At 68.4% G+C, this 14,509-nt stretch carries 17 protein-coding genes and 1 pseudogene; 12 read left to right on the top strand and 6 right to left on the bottom strand.

Annotated elements, in window-relative coordinates; genetic code table 11:
- Positions 1–52 precede the first annotated feature (52 nt).
- Positions 53–817, top strand: a complete 765-nt coding sequence (locus tag MKCMC460_RS24165) for a 3-hydroxyacyl-CoA dehydrogenase (protein ID WP_236977571.1) — start codon at positions 53–55, stop codon at positions 815–817.
- A 163-nt stretch (positions 818–980) separates the two neighbouring features.
- Here the strand turns inward: MKCMC460_RS24165 and MKCMC460_RS24160 are convergent, their stop codons facing one another.
- On the bottom strand, positions 981–1,136 hold the full coding sequence (locus MKCMC460_RS24160; protein WP_238304948.1) for a hypothetical protein: 156 nt from the start codon (positions 1,134–1,136) through the stop codon (positions 981–983).
- Between the two features lie 228 nt (positions 1,137–1,364).
- Here MKCMC460_RS24160 and MKCMC460_RS24155 point away from each other — a divergent pair.
- The 3 genes and pseudogenes from MKCMC460_RS24155 (at position 1,365) to MKCMC460_RS24145 (ending at position 5,055) form a co-directional block, all read left to right on the top strand.
- Positions 1,365–3,726: pseudogene (locus MKCMC460_RS24155) on the top strand (MMPL family transporter).
- A 1-nt stretch (position 3,727) separates the two neighbouring features.
- Positions 3,728–4,420: a TetR/AcrR family transcriptional regulator gene (locus MKCMC460_RS24150; protein ID WP_238306041.1), complete on the top strand. Its 693-nt coding sequence runs from the start codon at positions 3,728–3,730 to the stop codon at positions 4,418–4,420.
- Entirely contained in the window at positions 4,417–5,055 is a 639-nt protein-coding gene (locus MKCMC460_RS24145; RefSeq protein WP_236977569.1) for a class I SAM-dependent methyltransferase, read from the top strand. The genes MKCMC460_RS24150 and MKCMC460_RS24145 overlap by 4 nt, the downstream gene beginning before the upstream one ends.
- Here MKCMC460_RS24145 and MKCMC460_RS24140 read toward each other — a convergent pair.
- Positions 5,052–5,765 carry an NAD-dependent deacylase gene (locus MKCMC460_RS24140; protein ID WP_238304947.1) on the bottom strand — a complete coding sequence of 238 codons (714 nt, stop codon included), beginning with the start codon at positions 5,763–5,765 and terminating at the stop codon, positions 5,052–5,054. The genes MKCMC460_RS24145 and MKCMC460_RS24140 overlap by 4 nt on opposite strands.
- A 37-nt stretch (positions 5,766–5,802) precedes the next feature.
- On the opposite strand from MKCMC460_RS24140, the gene MKCMC460_RS24135 reads away from it, so the two are divergent.
- Positions 5,803–6,168: a GntR family transcriptional regulator gene (locus MKCMC460_RS24135; RefSeq protein ID WP_236977567.1), complete on the top strand. Its 366-nt coding sequence runs from the start codon at positions 5,803–5,805 to the stop codon at positions 6,166–6,168.
- 27 nt (positions 6,169–6,195) lie between these two features.
- Here MKCMC460_RS24135 and MKCMC460_RS24130 read toward each other — a convergent pair whose 3' ends face one another.
- A complete protein-coding gene (locus MKCMC460_RS24130; RefSeq protein WP_236977565.1) occupies positions 6,196–6,711 on the bottom strand; it encodes a DUF1697 domain-containing protein in 516 nt (171 codons plus the stop codon).
- Between the two features lie 55 nt (positions 6,712–6,766).
- On the opposite strand from MKCMC460_RS24130, the gene MKCMC460_RS24125 reads away from it, so the two are divergent.
- Genes MKCMC460_RS24125 through MKCMC460_RS24110 form a run of 4 tightly spaced genes read left to right on the top strand, consistent with a single transcriptional unit; the run spans position 6,767 to position 8,191 of the window.
- The gene (locus MKCMC460_RS24125; RefSeq protein ID WP_238304946.1) at positions 6,767–7,210 is read left to right on the top strand and encodes a PPOX class F420-dependent oxidoreductase; all 444 of its coding nucleotides are present in this window, start codon (positions 6,767–6,769) and stop codon (positions 7,208–7,210) included.
- Between the two features lie 18 nt (positions 7,211–7,228).
- On the top strand, positions 7,229–7,420 hold the full coding sequence (locus tag MKCMC460_RS24120; protein ID WP_238304945.1) for a DUF5302 domain-containing protein: 192 nt from the start codon (positions 7,229–7,231) through the stop codon (positions 7,418–7,420).
- Positions 7,421–7,457: 37 nt separating this feature from the next.
- Positions 7,458–8,048, top strand: a complete 591-nt coding sequence (locus MKCMC460_RS24115; protein ID WP_236977563.1) for an HhH-GPD-type base excision DNA repair protein — start codon at positions 7,458–7,460, stop codon at positions 8,046–8,048.
- A complete protein-coding gene (locus tag MKCMC460_RS24110; RefSeq protein WP_236977561.1) occupies positions 8,045–8,191 on the top strand; it encodes a DUF1059 domain-containing protein in 147 nt (48 codons plus the stop codon). Before MKCMC460_RS24115 ends, MKCMC460_RS24110 begins: the two co-directional genes overlap by 4 nt.
- A gap of 104 nt (positions 8,192–8,295) precedes the next feature.
- Here MKCMC460_RS24110 and MKCMC460_RS24105 read toward each other — a convergent pair whose 3' ends face one another.
- Both MKCMC460_RS24105 and MKCMC460_RS24100 read right to left on the bottom strand, forming a co-directional pair.
- Entirely contained in the window at positions 8,296–9,432 is a 1,137-nt protein-coding gene (locus tag MKCMC460_RS24105) for a hypothetical protein (protein ID WP_370652990.1), read from the bottom strand.
- Positions 9,433–9,480: 48 nt separating this feature from the next.
- Positions 9,481–10,254, bottom strand: a complete 774-nt coding sequence (locus MKCMC460_RS24100) for a hypothetical protein (RefSeq protein ID WP_236977560.1) — start codon at positions 10,252–10,254, stop codon at positions 9,481–9,483.
- A gap of 168 nt (positions 10,255–10,422) precedes the next feature.
- Between MKCMC460_RS24100 and MKCMC460_RS24095 the strand changes: the two genes are divergently transcribed.
- Positions 10,423–11,718, top strand: a complete 1,296-nt coding sequence (locus MKCMC460_RS24095) for a mannosyltransferase (protein WP_236984370.1) — start codon at positions 10,423–10,425, stop codon at positions 11,716–11,718.
- A 31-nt stretch (positions 11,719–11,749) separates the two neighbouring features.
- Here MKCMC460_RS24095 and MKCMC460_RS24090 read toward each other — a convergent pair whose 3' ends face one another.
- Positions 11,750–12,034 (bottom strand): 4a-hydroxytetrahydrobiopterin dehydratase, encoded by a 285-nt coding sequence (locus MKCMC460_RS24090; protein ID WP_236977558.1) that lies wholly within the window; start codon positions 12,032–12,034, stop codon positions 11,750–11,752.
- Positions 12,035–12,060: 26 nt separating this feature from the next.
- On the opposite strand from MKCMC460_RS24090, the gene MKCMC460_RS24085 reads away from it, so the two are divergent.
- Together MKCMC460_RS24085 and typA are read left to right on the top strand one after the other, a co-directional pair.
- Positions 12,061–12,444 (top strand): (deoxy)nucleoside triphosphate pyrophosphohydrolase, encoded by a 384-nt coding sequence (locus tag MKCMC460_RS24085; RefSeq protein ID WP_236977556.1) that lies wholly within the window; start codon positions 12,061–12,063, stop codon positions 12,442–12,444.
- A gap of 174 nt (positions 12,445–12,618) precedes the next feature.
- Positions 12,619–14,508 (top strand): translational GTPase TypA, encoded by a 1,890-nt coding sequence (gene typA / locus MKCMC460_RS24080; protein WP_236977554.1) that lies wholly within the window; start codon positions 12,619–12,621, stop codon positions 14,506–14,508.
- Position 14,509: the final 1 nt, after the last annotated feature.

The following is a 14,509-nucleotide window of genomic DNA, read 5'->3' as shown; positions in this document are numbered from 1 at the left end:
ACCAACCAGTAGGTTGGCCCGCCAGGGCGCGGACCGGACAAAAGGGGCGAAAGTGGAGATCAGGGACGCCGTCGCAGTCGTCACCGGGGGAGCGTCAGGCTTGGGCCTGGCCACCACCAAGCGGCTGCTGGACGCGGGAGCGCAGGTGGTGGTGCTGGACCTGCGGGGAGAGGACGCGGTCGCCGAGCTCGGCGACCGGGCACGCTTCGCGCAAGCCGACGTCACCGACGAGCAGGCCGTCAGTGCCGCACTCGATCTGGCCGAATCGCTGGGTCCGCTGCGCATCAACGTCAACTGTGCGGGTATCGGCAACGCGATCAAGACGCTGTCCAAGGATGGTCCGTTCCCGCTGGACGGGTTCAAGAAGGTGGTCGGGGTCAACCTGATCGGCACTTTCAACGTGCTGCGACTGGCGGCCGAGCGCATCGCCAAGACCGACCCGATCGGCCCGCCGGACTCCCCGGAGCGCGGCGTCATCATCAACACCGCATCGGTGGCGGCATTCGAAGGGCAGATCGGCCAGGCCGCTTACTCGGCGTCCAAGGGCGGCGTGGTCGGCATGACGTTGCCGATCGCCCGTGATCTTGCGCGCGAGCTGATCCGGGTGGTGACCATCGCGCCCGGGCTGTTCAAGACCCCGCTGCTGGGTTCGCTGCCCGAGGAAGCGCAGAAGTCACTGGGCAAGCAGGTGCCGCATCCGGCGCGATTGGGCGACCCCGACGAGTACGGTGCGCTGGCGGTGCACATCGTGCAGAACCCGATGCTCAACGGTGAGGTCATCCGTCTGGATGGCGCGATCAGGATGGCGCCTCGGTAACCTCCAGCCACTCCCCGGACAGCGAAAGCCCCCTGCCGCACGCCGCGGTCAGGGGGCTTTGCTACTTGATCGGTCTATCGGTTTGATCGGTCTATCGACGAAACCAACGGGAGACGGTCGGTTCGGCCATCAAAAGCCGCGCTATTACGCCCATCGTGTTACCTCAACTCGCTGTCGGAAGGGGTTGCCAATCTTCGAACTGCTCGGAAGTCTCACCCTCCACGAGCATGTCGCCGTGGTAGAGAGCCTCGAAGTCAGCCTTGATGACATCGGCACTGGTGTCGTCGATCCACATGACATTGAGCGTAGGAGCGCGCATTAAGGAATCTTTGAGTCACGATTCGGAAAATGGTGGCAATTCTTACCGGTGGGTAGGGTTCGCCGCGCCGCGCCAGGTTACCCAATTCGATGCCGGTTGAACCGCGGCTCATCTGCGTTCGTGTCAACGACGGTGGTTGTTTGACACTTGTAACTTAACGTTGCTAAGTTAACGCGGGTTTGGTGCAGTCTTGTCGGGGGGGCCGCGCCGTCGGCGGAGGGATGACACATGCTGCAAGCGATCGCGCGAATGGCCATCAGGGCACCCCGGCGGATCATCGGCATCGCGGTTCTCGTTTTCATTGCCGCGGCCGTGTTCGGTATCCCCGTCGCCAACAGCCTCTCGCCGGGCGGCTTCCAGGATCCCAACTCCGAGTCGGCCCGCGCCATCTCGGTGTTGAACGACAAATTCGGTCAGAGCGGCCAGCAACTGCTGATCCTGGTCACCGCACCCGACGGAGCCGGTAGCGATCGGGCCCGCAAGGTCGGCACCGACCTCGTCGACCAGCTCAAAGGCTCACCGCTGGTCTATAACGCCACCTCCCCGTGGACCGTGCCGCCCGCGGCTGCCACCGACCTGATCAGCAGAGACGGCAAGACCGGGCTGATCGTGGTCAACCTCAAGGGTGGCGAGAACGACGTGCAGAAGAACGCGCAGACCCTCTCCGACCGGATCATCCACGATCGCGGCGGTGTCACCGTCCAGGCCGGCGGTGCGGCCATGGAATACGCCCAGATCAACAAGCAGAACCAGGCCGACCTGCTGGTCATGGAGATGATCGCGATCCCCTTCAGCTTCCTGGTGCTGGTGTGGGTGTTCGGCGGGCTGCTGACCGCGGCGCTGCCGATGGCGCTGGGCGCGCTGGCCGTCGTCGGTTCGATGTCGGTGTTGCGCCTGGTCACCTTCGCCACCGAGGTGTCGATCTTCGCGCTGAACCTGCAGTACCGCGCTGGGCCTGGCCCTGGCCATCGACTACACGCTGCTCATCATCAGCCGCTACCGCGACGAGTTGGCTGAGGGCTGGGATCGCGAACAGGCGCTGATCCGCACCATGGCCACGTCCGGTCGCACGGTGATCTTCTCGGCCGTCACCGTCGCGCTGTCCATGGCGGCGACGGTGGCCTTCCCGATGTACTTCCTCAAGTCGTTCGCCTACGCCGGCGTGGCGACAGTGGCCTTCGTGGCGACCGCGTCCATCGTGGTCACCCCGGCCGCCATCATCCTGATGGGCCCCCGGGTGGACGCCCTGGATGTGCGACGGCTGCTGCGCCGGATGTTCCGGCGACCCGAGCCGGTGCACAAGCCCGTCGAGCAGTTGTTCTGGTACCGGTCCAGCAAGTTCGTGATGCGCCGCTGGTTGCCACTCGGCGGCGCGGTGGTCGCGCTGCTACTGCTGCTCGGGCTGCCGTTCTTCTCGGTCAAGTGGGGTTTTCCCGACGACCGCGTACTACCCGCCTCGGCGTCCGCACACCAGGTGGGCGACCAGCTGCGCACCAACTTCGCGCGCGACTCGGCCACCGCGGTGCCGGTGGTCATTCCCGACGCGCACGGCCTGAGCCGGGACGATCTGAGCCGGTACGCCGCCGCGTTGTCGCAGGTGCCCGACGTGGCCGCGGTGTCGGCGCCCACCGGCACGTTCGCCGGCGGCAAGCCGCAGGGACCGCCGGGCGGAGCGACCGGGATGGCCGGCGGCAGCGCATTCCTGACCGTCAGCAGTACCGCGCCGCTGTTCTCGCAGGCCTCCGACACCCAGCTCAAACGGCTGCACCAGGTGGCCGGGCCGGGCGGCCGAACCGTCGAGATGGCCGGTGTCGCGCAGGTCAACCGCGACAGCGTGGACGCCGTCACCGATCGGCTGCCGCTGGTGCTGGGCATGATGGCTGCCGTCACGTTCGTGCTGCTGTTCCTGCTCACCGGGAGTGTGGTGCTGCCGCTCAAAGCGCTGGTGTTGAACGTGCTGTCGCTGACCGCGGCGTTCGGGGCGCTGGTGTGGATCTTCCAGGACGGCCACCTCGGCGCGCTCGGGACCACCCCGAGCGGGACGCTGGTCGCCAACATGCCGGTGCTGCTGTTCTGCATCGCGTTCGGGCTGTCGATGGACTACGAGGTGTTCCTGGTCTCGCGGATCCGCGAGTACTGGTTGGGGTCGGGCGCGGCCCGTCCGGCGCAGCCGAGCCCGGCCGAGGCCCACGCCGCCAACGACGAGAGTGTCGCGCTGGGAGTTGCGCGCACCGGTCGGGTGATCACCGCGGCCGCATTGGTCATGTCGATGTCGTTCGCCGCGTTGATCGCCGCCCACGTGTCGTTCATGCGGATGTTCGGGTTGGGGCTGACACTGGCGGTTGCGGCCGACGCCACGCTGGTGCGGATGGTGTTGGTGCCGGCCTTCATGCACGTGATGGGCCGCTGGAACTGGTGGGCGCCCAAACCGCTGGTGTGGTTGCACGAGCGGTTCGGGATCAGCGAGGGCGGTGCGCTAAACCGGCCCGCAGCGCCCGGTCCGGCGGCGACCGCCAAGCCGGGCCCGGCCGCGAGTCCGGCCCCGAATAACGGAAACGAGGTTCACGTCGAAGTGACGCGCAATGGTTGACATGGCGGTGCCGGCGTTGCGCCGGCAGCGCGCTCCCCGCGGGTCGGGGGAGCGGCTGCGCAACGAAATCCTCGATGCGGCAACCGAATTGCTGCTCGAGACCGGCCGGGCCAGGGCGGTGTCGATCCGGTCGGTGGCCGAGCGGGTGGGTATCACGTCGCCGTCGATATACCTGCATTTCAAGGACAAGGACGCGCTGCTGGACGCGGTGTGCGTGCGTCATCTGGACCAGCTCGACGAGGAGATGGTACGAGCCGCCGACGGGCAGCCCGACAGTATGGCGGCGCTGCGTGCCCAAGGGCTGGCCTACGTGCGCTACGCGCTGCAGGCACCCGAGCTGTACCGGCTGGCCACCGTCAGCGCGGAACGGACGGGCGGCGTCGTCGCAGACGCCATGCAACGCGCGGTGTTCCGGCACGTGCGGGCAACGGTGCAGAAGCTGATCGACGAGGGCGTCTTCCGAGCGGACAGCCCGGGCGCGGTCGCCCTGGCGCTGATGACGGCCGCGCACGGGGTTGCGACCGTGCTGATCGCCAAACCGCAGCTGCCGTTCGGTGAGATCGACGCCTTCACCGACCGGATGTTCGGCGCGGTGCTGTGCGGTCATCTGGTGGCCGGAATGGTCGGTCCGGAGGCGACGTCTCAGCAGATGTTGGAGTGGGTCAGGCAGCATCGGGGGTCGGCAGAAGCATGACGTCTACCAGAGTCGAGAACCCGTTCTTTGCGCGGATCTGGCCGGCTTTCGCCGCCCACGAGGCCGAGTCGGTGCGGGTGTTGCGCCGGGAGAACCTGGCCGAGCTGTCCGGGCGGGTGCTGGAAATCGGTGCGGGCTGCGGGACGAATTTCGCGTATTACCCGGACACCGTCACCCAGGTGGTCGCCGTCGAGCCCGAGTCGCACCTGGTGCCCAAGGCCCGCGCGGCGGCCGCGACGGCACCGATCCCGGTGGTGGTGACAAGCCAGACGGCCGAAGATTTCAGTGACGGCGAGCCGTTCGACGCGGTGGTCTGCTCGCTGGTGTTGTGCTCGGTGCACGACCAGGACGGCGTCTTGCGGCGGTTGCATTCGCTGCTGCGACCGGGCGGCGAACTGCGGTTTCTGGAACACGTAGCCAGCGCTGGGGCGCGGGGACGATTGCAGCGTGTCGCCGATGCGACGGTGTGGCCCCGGATGTTCGGGAACTGTCATACCCACCGCGACACCGAGCGCGCGATCGTCGATGCCGGATTCGTGGTGCAGACGTCGCGGCGGGAGTGGACGCTGCCGGCGTGGGCGCCGCTGCCGGTGTCCGAGTTGGCGCTGGGCCGGGCGCGGCGGCCGTCCGACTAATTCAACAGGGCCGGCAGTCGCTCCAGCAGCCCGGGCAGCGCCACGCTGGCCGACTCGCGCACGCACAGCGTGGCGTGCGGGGACAACGGCGTGGGCTCGGGATTGACCTCGATCACGGCGGTGCCGCGCGCCAGCGCCAGCTCGGGCAGGCCGGCCGCCGGGTAGACGATCGACGAGGTGCCCACCACCACCATCAGGTCGGCGTTCTCCGTCGCCTCGACGGCTTGGCGCCACGGACCCTGCGGCAGGGCTTCGCCGAACCACACGATGTCGGGCCGGATCAACCCGCCGCAGGCGCACACCGGAGGTTCGACTTCGATCGCCGGTTCGGCCATCAGCGGTAGTGGCTCAGAGTACGGCAAACCGCAACGCGCACAACGAAATTCGAAGAGGCTGCCGTGCAGGTGATGAACCGGAGCGCTGCCGGCGCGCTCGTGCAGGTCGTCGACGTTCTGCGTCACCACGGTGACCTGGGCCTGCCGTTGCCAGTCCGCGATCGCGCGATGCCCGGCGTTGGGTTGCACGTCGCCGACCAGGTAGTGGCGCCACAGATACCACCCCCACACCCGTTCGGGATTGCTCTCCCAGCCCTGCACGCTGCTCAACTCGTACGGGTCGAAGTGGGCCCACAGGCCGTTCTTGTCGTCGCGGAATGTCGGTACGCCACTCTCCGCGGAAATGCCCGCACCGCTCAGCACCGCCACTCGCATCCCACAAAGATAGCCGCGGTTGGGCAATACTGGATGGGTGGACCTGCGCGACTTGCTGAAGGTGGATGTAAAGGCAGGCAAGCCCCTGTTCGACCAGCTCAGAACCGGGGTCATCGACGGCGTGCGGGCCGGTTCACTGCCGCCGGGCACCCGGCTGCCGACGGTCCGCGAGCTGGCCGGCCAGCTCGGCGTGGCGGCCAACACCGTAGCCCGCGCCTACCGCGAACTCGAGTCCGCCGCGATCGTCGAAACCCGCGGACGCTTCGGCACTTTCATCTCCCGATTCGACCCGACCGACGCGGCGATGGCCGCCGCCGCCAAGGAATACGTGGAAGTGGCCCACGCGCTGGGGCTGACCAAGAACGATGCGATGCGTTACCTCACGAACGTTCCGGACGACTGAATTGCAGCGGTGCCACGGCGCCGGCGTTCACTGGAGTACCTTGCCCAGCGTGCGCAGGTTGCGTGACGTGGTCGACGACTTATAGCGCTTCTTGGCCATCGTCGCGCCGATGGTGCTGTCCAGGGTGCTGCCCTTCGGCACCTGCCAATAGATGACGCCGTCGCCGACCTCGATTTTCTCGTTCGCGCCCGGTTTCAGTTCCGCCAGTTCACCGAGGATGTCGGCGTCGGTGACGAAGGTGACGTAGGAGTGGTAGCCGTCTCGTTCGCGCTCGAACGGAAACGCTTCGTCGATGGCGCGGACCGTGTCGATGTCGTAGGCGAGCACCCAGGCGTCGTACCCGAAGCGGTCGCGCAGTGCCGCCTCTGCCTTCCTGCGCACCGAGGCGACCTTGGCCGAAGACTCCAGCAGCACGTTTCCGGAGGCCAGCAGGGTTCGCACGTTGGTGAACCCGGCGTCGGTCAGTGCCTCGGCAACCTCGGCCATCTTCAGGTTGACGCCGCCGACGTTGACGCCGCGCAGAAATGCCGCGTACTCGGTCATGCACCGATTCCAGCAGCCCGTCCGACGCCGGTGCAACGCGACGTAGGCTTTCGGCATGGGACGCCACGTCTTCGACGACAAGCTGTTGGCCGTGATCAGTTGCAACTCGATCGGGGTGCTGGCCACCATCAAGCGCGACGGACGCCCGCAGCTGTCGAACGTGCAGTACCACTTCGACCCGCGGCAGCTGTCGCTGCAGGTTTCGGTCACCGAGCCGCGTGCCAAGACCCGCAACCTGCGCCGCGATCCGCGGGCTTCGCTGCTCGTCGACGCCGACGACGGGTGGTCCTACGCCGTCGCCGAAGGCGTCGCGGAGCTCACCCCACCCGCCGCCGCTCCCGACGACGACACGGTGGAGGCACTGATCGCCTTGTACCGCAACATCGCCGGCGAGCACCCGGACTGGGACGAGTACCGCGAGGCGATGGTCACCGACCGCCGGGTGCTGCTGACACTGCCGATCTCGCACGTGTACGGGATGCCGCCGGGTAAGCGCTGACCGCGCTAGGCTTCCGGCATGGCCGAATCGAACACCCCGGAATCGCCCGAAGTGCCCGAGGACGACAACAAACGCAAGTTTCGTGAAGCCCTGGAACGCAAGATGGCCAAGTCGTCCGGCGGTTCCGACCACAAGGACGGCGGGGGCAAGCAGTCGCGGGCACACGGTGCGGCCGGCAACCGCCGCGAGTTCCGTCGCAAGAGCGGTTAGCGGGCCGGGCCCGAGCGTGCGGGGTTAAAGTTCGACCATGACGCAGCTTTGCCTCGCCACCGAACCCCAGGCCAATCAGCTGCTGGCCGACAACCCGCTGGCGTTGCTGATCGGGATGTTGCTGGATCAGCAGGTGACCTTCGAGACGGCATTCGCCGGTCCGCAGAAGATCGCCGAGCGGATGGGCGGCTTGGACGCGGCAGACATCGCCGATTACGACCCCGACAAGTTCGCCGCGCTGTGCTCGGAAAAGCCTGCCATTCACCGTTTCCCGGGCGCGATGGCCAAGCGCATCCAGACGCTTGCACAGATCATCGTCGACCGGTACGACGGCGACGCGGCCGCGCTGTGGACCGCTGGCGATCCCGATGGGAAAGAGTTGCTGCAGCGGATCAGGGCGCTGCCCGGGTTCGGTGAGCAGAAGGCCAAGATCTTCCTGGCATTGCTCGGCAAGCAGTACGGTGTCACACCCACGGGTTGGCGGGCGGCAGCGGGAGAGTACGGCAAGGCCGGCACCCACCTCTCGGTCGCCGACATTGTCGATGCCGAGTCACTCGGCAAGGTGCGGTCGTATAAGAAGCAGATGAAGGCGGCAGCCAAGGCAGCCAAGGGAAAGGCGGCAACATGAAGACGCACATCACCTGTCCGTGCGGCGAGGCCATTCAGGGCAAGGACGAGGACGAGTTGGTCGAGCTGACTCAGGCCCACCTGGCCAGTGCGCATCCCGGTCTGGACTACGACCGGGACGCGATCTTGTTCATGGCCTACTAGGTACTCGCCTTTGCGCCGCGAGCGCCCTCATAGGTACGGCCAGAAGCTCTTTGCGACGTACATTCGAGGACGCTCGCGTGGTCCGGCTGCTGGTTGCGGTGCCGCTACGGCACCACCGTCGAACCGATGGTCGGCATGAACTGGCACTGCCGGTCTTTGGTGGTGACCTGACCGAAAATCGTCGACATGATGCTGCCGGAACCGGTGTCGACGATCGCGGTGAGCGTCGTCGGGCCTTCGCCGTTGATGTCGGTGCGCGGCTTCAGGGTGGCGCTGCCTGATTTGCCGGTGGTCAGGTTGATCCAGGTGACGTTCAGCGGCAGCTTCTGCACCTCGGCGGGTCCCGGGGTACCGACCGCAGTGAAGACGTAAGCGGTCTGGCCGGCAGCCGGGCCCGGCGTCGGGATGGCCGCCGGTCCCGCCACCGACAGGGCGGTGGCCAGGGCGTTCGTCCCGTCGGCTAGGCAGTTGGTGCCGATCGAGGGGTACATGAAGTCCTGCGTGGGCGGGGAGTCAGGGCCGAAGCCGGGGGCCGCGGCCGCCGGCGCCGCCACCGGGGCGGGGGTGGGCGCCGGAGCTGGGGCCGCCGCGGCAGCCGGCGCAGCTCGAGGGGCCGCCGCCGGCGCGGGCGCCGGTGCGGCCGGTGCTGGTGCTGGAGCTGGCGCAGCTGCGGCGCGGGGCCGGTGCCGGAGCCTGGGCTGCCGGTGCGGCCGGTGCGGGAGCTGGCGCGGCGGCAGGCGCGGGTGCGGCCGGCGCCGGCCGGGCAGCGGTGGTGAGACGGGCCGCGGGTTCTGCGGCACGCCGACCGGGCCCGGCCCCGCGGCATGCAGCGGGTCGACGCCGGCCGGCAGGTGCGCCAGGGCGCCGGGCTCGGCACCCGGTGCCGGTACGTGCGGTGCCGGTGCCGCCTCAGGCGGGGTCGCGCCCGCCGGTGCCCCCGGACCCGCGACGAACTGGTTCACCGACGAGGCCACATTCTTGGCCTCGGTCGGTGCCGACGGGTTGTGCGTGAATGCCTGGGCAGCCGCCATCAGCAGCTGCGTCGCCTGTCCGGGATTGCCGGCGGCCTGCTGGATGATCGGGCTCAACTGAGTCAACGCCGGAAGGCCGGGCAGCTGCTGGGTCGGGTCGGTCGACGGCGTCGCCGGGTCGGCTGCCGCGCTCGGACAAAGCACGAACGCGGCAGCCGATGTGACGACGACTGCGGCCAAACCTTTGGACAGACTCCAAGTGCTTGCCACGGTGTTTCTCCCGGTTCCTAGTGGTTGGTCAGTCGTCGGAGGTCAAGCTCAGGGCAGGGCGCCGAGCAGCGTCTGCGGTCCCGCCGGACCCGGCGCGCCGGCACCCGAGAGCCCCGGAATGGCCGAAGCCAGCCCCGGCAGGGCCGCTTGGGCGAGTCCGGGAAGCGACGTCGCCAACCCGGGCAGCGAGGCCGCCGGAGCGGCCGGAGCGGCCGGAGCCGCCGGTGCGGCCAGGCTGGGTAGCGGCGTGTTCACCCCGGGGATCGACGGCAACGTTCCCGGTGCCGGCGCGACGGGGGCCGCCGGCGCAGTGAGCTGCAGCGGTGCGTTCACGCCGGGCACCGACGGGACGCCGGCCGGAGCCGCCGCTGGAGCGGCTGGAGCCGCGGGAGCGGTGAGCCCCGGGATCGGCGCGTTCACACCCGGAATCGGGGGAACGGTGCCCGGCGAGTTGGCCGGCGCAGGCGCAGGCGCTGCCGGCGCGGTCGCCTGGGCCGGCAGTTGGGCCGGTGCGGTGGCCTGGGCCGGCGCGGTGAGGCCGGGAACCACGGAGGGCAGGTTCAACCCGCCCGGAGCGGCGGGGGCCGGGTCCGGAGCGCGCTGCACGCCCTGCGGCGCCGGCGGGGTGGCACCCAGCGCGGTCGCCAGGTTCTGCAGAATCTGCGGCGCGTTGGCCGCCGAGGCGATCAGCTGCTGGGGAATGTTGGGGGCCGGCGGCTGAGCCGGCGCGGGGTCGGCGTGGGCGATGCCGCCCGTCAACAGTGCGGCGCCCGAGCCGGCCAGCACAGCGGCGGCCCGAACGTAGGTCCAAATGGTTGGCATGTCTCTCCTGATGTCTTCGATGGGCTTCGGCAGGCCCCCCGGAAGGACCTGAAGCCGAAGCTATCGTGGTACAGAAGTGACTCAAGTGACACGTGTGGCATTTACGGGATCGTTATAGATACGAGCGAAGGCAGTGACCGGCGACCTGGTAATCGTGATTTCCCCGTTATCGACGCGCACCGGTCGCGTTCAGGGGCTCAGCGCGTCGGCGCGGTCGCTAAAGTCGGTCGGATAGACACCACCTCGGCCACCCCCGCCGCGCTCGCCACCGCCAGGCGGCGCGAGACTTCGCTGGCGACCTGGGCGCCGCTGCTGTTGATCCTCAGCGTCACAGCCCGATTCGCTTGGACCTACCTCGCCCCGCACGGCGCGAACTTCGTCGACCTGCACGTATACATCGGCGGCGGGGCAGCCCTGGATCATCCCGGCACCCTGTACAGCTACGTCTACGCCGACCAGACTCCGGATTTCCCGCTGCCGTTCACCTACCCACCGTTTGCTGCGGTGGTGTTGTACCCGCTGCATCTGCTGCCGTTCGCACTGGTGGCGGTTCTCTGGCACGCCGCGATCGTCGCGGCGCTGTACGGCGTGGTGCGCCTCTGCCAGCGACTGCTCGGGCCAGCAGGCGACCGGCGTGTCGCAATGCTGTGGACCGCGCTCGCCATCTGGATCGAACCGCTGCGCAGCAACTTCGACTACGGCCAGATCAACGTGTTCCTGGTGCTGGCCGTGCTGTGGGCGATCCATTCCACCCGGTGGTGGCTGTCGGGCCTGCTGGTGGGCCTGGCCGCGGGGGTCAAGCTCACGCCGGCGGTAGCCGGCCTTTATCTGCTCGGCGCCCGGCGCTGGGCGGCAGCGCTGTTCTCCGGTGCGGTGTTCCTGCTCACGGTGGGAATCTCCCTGCTGGTGGTCGGTGACCAGGCCCGCTATTACTTCACCGACCTGCTCGGCGACGCACATCGGATCGGACCCGTCGCCACCTCGTTCAACCAGTCCTGGCGTGGCGCCATCTCCCGCATCCTCGGCTATGACGCGGGCTACGGGCCACCGGTGCTGATCGCTATCGGCGCTACCACCGTCGTCGCACTGCTGGCCTGGCGGGCGCTCCGGCCCGCCGATCAGCTCGGGCGGCTGCTGGTGGTGGAGCTGTTCGGCCTGTTGCTCTCGCCGATCTCCTGGACGCACCACTGGGTGTGGTTGGTGCCGCTGATGATCTGGCTGCTGCACGGGCCGCTGCGCGACCACCTCGGCGCGAAAATCCTGGGCTGGGGCTGGCTGGTGCTGACACTGGTCGGGGTGCCCTGGTTGCTCAGCTTCGCGCAACCGACCATCTGGGTGATCAGCAGACCCTGGTACCTGGCGTGGGCCGGGCTGGTCTACGTGGCGGCCGCGGTCGCGACGTTGGGGTGGATCGCCTGGCATCCCCGCCGCGAGCGTGACCAGGCGGCGGCCGCAGCGGACTGATCTCGCGGTGCGGTCTTCGTTCGCGGCGTGATCAGGTTCCGACGATGCCGTTGATGTCGCGCGCCATGTCGAGGTCGTTTTGGGTGATGCCGCCCTCGGAGTGTGTGACCAACACGAAAGTTACTGTGCGCCAACGGATATCGATATCCGGGTGATGATCCTTGGACTCCGCGTGCTCGCCCACCCGACGCACGGCGTCGATGCCGTCCAGAAACGCCGGGAACTTGACCGACCGGCGCAGGGTTCCGTCGACGCGCTCCCAGCCGTCCAGTTCGGGTAGGGCGGCGTCTACTTGCTCATCCGATAACACAGCCATGACGCGAACGTATACCCTCACTGCCCATGCCGAACCAGGTCGTCGTCGCCGGCGCCATCATCCGCAGCGGCACCGTTCTGGTAGCGCAGCGAAACCGGCCACCCGAGCTGGCCGGCCGGTGGGAACTGCCCGGCGGGAAGGTCGCCGACGGCGAGACCGAGCAAGGCGCGCTGGTCCGTGAGCTGGCCGAGGAACTCGGCGTCGCGGTCGCGGTGGGTGACCGGCTGGGCCAGGACGTGGCCCTGGGCGAGACGACGGTCTTGCGGGCCTACCGGGTCACCCTGCTCGACGGTGAGCCGCACCCCCGCGATCACCAGGCGCTGCGCTGGGTGGCGGCCGCGGACCTGGACGGTGTCGACTGGGTGCCCGCCGACCGTGGCTGGGTTCCGGACCTGGTGGCCGCGCTGTAGCGCGAGTCCGCCGGGTCCCGATGCCGGGACGTTGACTCTGCAGTGAGGGCGCTACCTACTTGCACTTCTGCGCCAAGGACGCAGAGCCAACGGCGCGCGCACCCCGCCCTCGTGCACACCGGATCCCGGCCTGCCAGTTCGCTATCCGGAGCCCTCGCTGCCACAATCACCGACGTGCCATTCCGTAACGTCGCCATCGTCGCCCACGTCGACCACGGCAAAACCACCCTGGTCGACGCCATGCTGCGACAGTCCGGCGCCCTGACACATCGTGGCGACGACGCGGTCGAGCGCCTGATGGACTCCGGTGACCTGGAGAAAGAAAAGGGCATCACGATCCTGGCCAAGAACACGGCCGTGCACCGCAAGCACCCGGACGGAACGACGACCGTCATCAACGTCATCGACACCCCGGGCCACGCCGACTTCGGTGGTGAGGTGGAGCGCGGACTGTCGATGGTCGACGGGGTGCTGCTGCTGGTCGACGCCTCCGAGGGCCCGCTGCCGCAGACTCGCTTCGTGCTGCGCAAGGCGCTGGCCGCCCACCTCCCGGTCATCCTGGTCGTCAACAAGACGGACCGGCCGGACGCCCGCATCTCCGAGGTCGTCTCGGAGAGTCACGACCTGCTGCTCGACGTCGCATCCGACCTCGACGAGGAAGCGCAGAAGGCCGCCGAGGCCGCCCTGGACCTGCCGACGCTGTATGCCTCCGGCCGAGCAGGCATCGCCAGCACCAAAGAACCGGCCAACGGCGAAAACCCCGAGGGAGACAACCTCGATCCGTTGTTCGACGTGCTGCTCGAGCACATTCCGCCGCCGCAGGGCGATCCCGAGGCGCCGCTGCAGGCGCTGGTGACCAACCTCGACGCCTCGGCCTTCCTGGGACGACTTGCGCTGATCCGCATCTATAAGGGCCGGATCCGAAAGGGCCAGCAGGTCGCCTGGATGCGGGAGGTGGACGGGCATCCCGTCATCACGACCGTGAAGATCACCGAACTGCTGGTGACCGAGGGCATCGAAAGAACAAGCACCGACTCCGCATCGGCCGGGGACATCGTCGCCGTGGCGGGCATTCCGGAGATCATGATCGGCGACACCCTCGCCGACCTCGATCACGCGCACGCACTGCCCCGCATCACCGTCGACGAACCCGCGATATCGGTGACCGTCGGAACCAACACCTCGCCGCTGGCCGGCAAGGTCAAGGGCCACAAGCTGACGGCCCGGATGGTGAAGTCGCGTCTGGACGCCGAACTCGTCGGCAACGTCTCCATCAAGGTGGTCGATATCGATCGGCCCGACGCCTGGGAGGTGCAGGGCCGCGGGGAGCTGGCGCTGGCGGTGCTCGTCGAGCAGATGCGCCGGGAGGGTTTCGAGCTCACGGTCGGCAAGCCGCAGGTGGTCACCCAGACCATCGACGGCAAGCTGCACGAGCCGTTCGAGGCGATGACCATCGACTGTCCCGAGGAGTTCGTCGGCGCCATCACCCAGCTGATGGCCGGCCGCAAGGGCCGCATGGAGGAGATGACCAACCATGCCGCCGGCTGGGTGCGGATGGACTTCATCGTGCCCAGCCGCGGCCTGATCGGGTTTCGCACCGACTTTCTCACCCTCACCCGCGGCACCGGGATCGCCAACGCGGTGTTCGACGGTTACCGGCCGTGGGCCGGTGAGATCCGGGCCCGGCACACCGGTTCGCTGGTGTCCGACCGGGCCGGGGTGATCACCCCGTTCGCGCTGCTGCAACTGGCCGACCGCGGCCAGTTCTTCGTCGAACCCGGACAGGACACCTACGAAGGAATGGTCGTCGGCATCAACCCGCGCCCGGAGGACCTCGACATCAACGTCACCCGCGAGAAGAAGCTCACCAACATGCGCTCCTCGACCGCCGATGTGATGGAGACGCTGGCCAAGCCGCTGGAGCTGGACCTGGAACGGGCCATGGAGTTCTGCGCGCCCGACGAGTGTGTGGAGGTGACACCGGAGATCGTGCGGGTCCGCAAGGTCGAGCTGGACGCCACCTCGCGGGCTCGGAGCCGCTCGCGCGCCAAGGCCCGGGGTTAGC

The sequence above is a fragment of the Mycobacterium sp. 20KCMC460 genome, assembly GCF_022179425.1.
In the GTDB taxonomy this organism is placed as follows: Bacteria; Actinomycetota; Actinomycetes; order Mycobacteriales; family Mycobacteriaceae; genus Mycobacterium; species Mycobacterium kiyosense.
The sequence above is the reverse complement of the archived record's forward strand: the minus strand, read 5'-3'. Positions and strand labels throughout refer to the sequence as shown.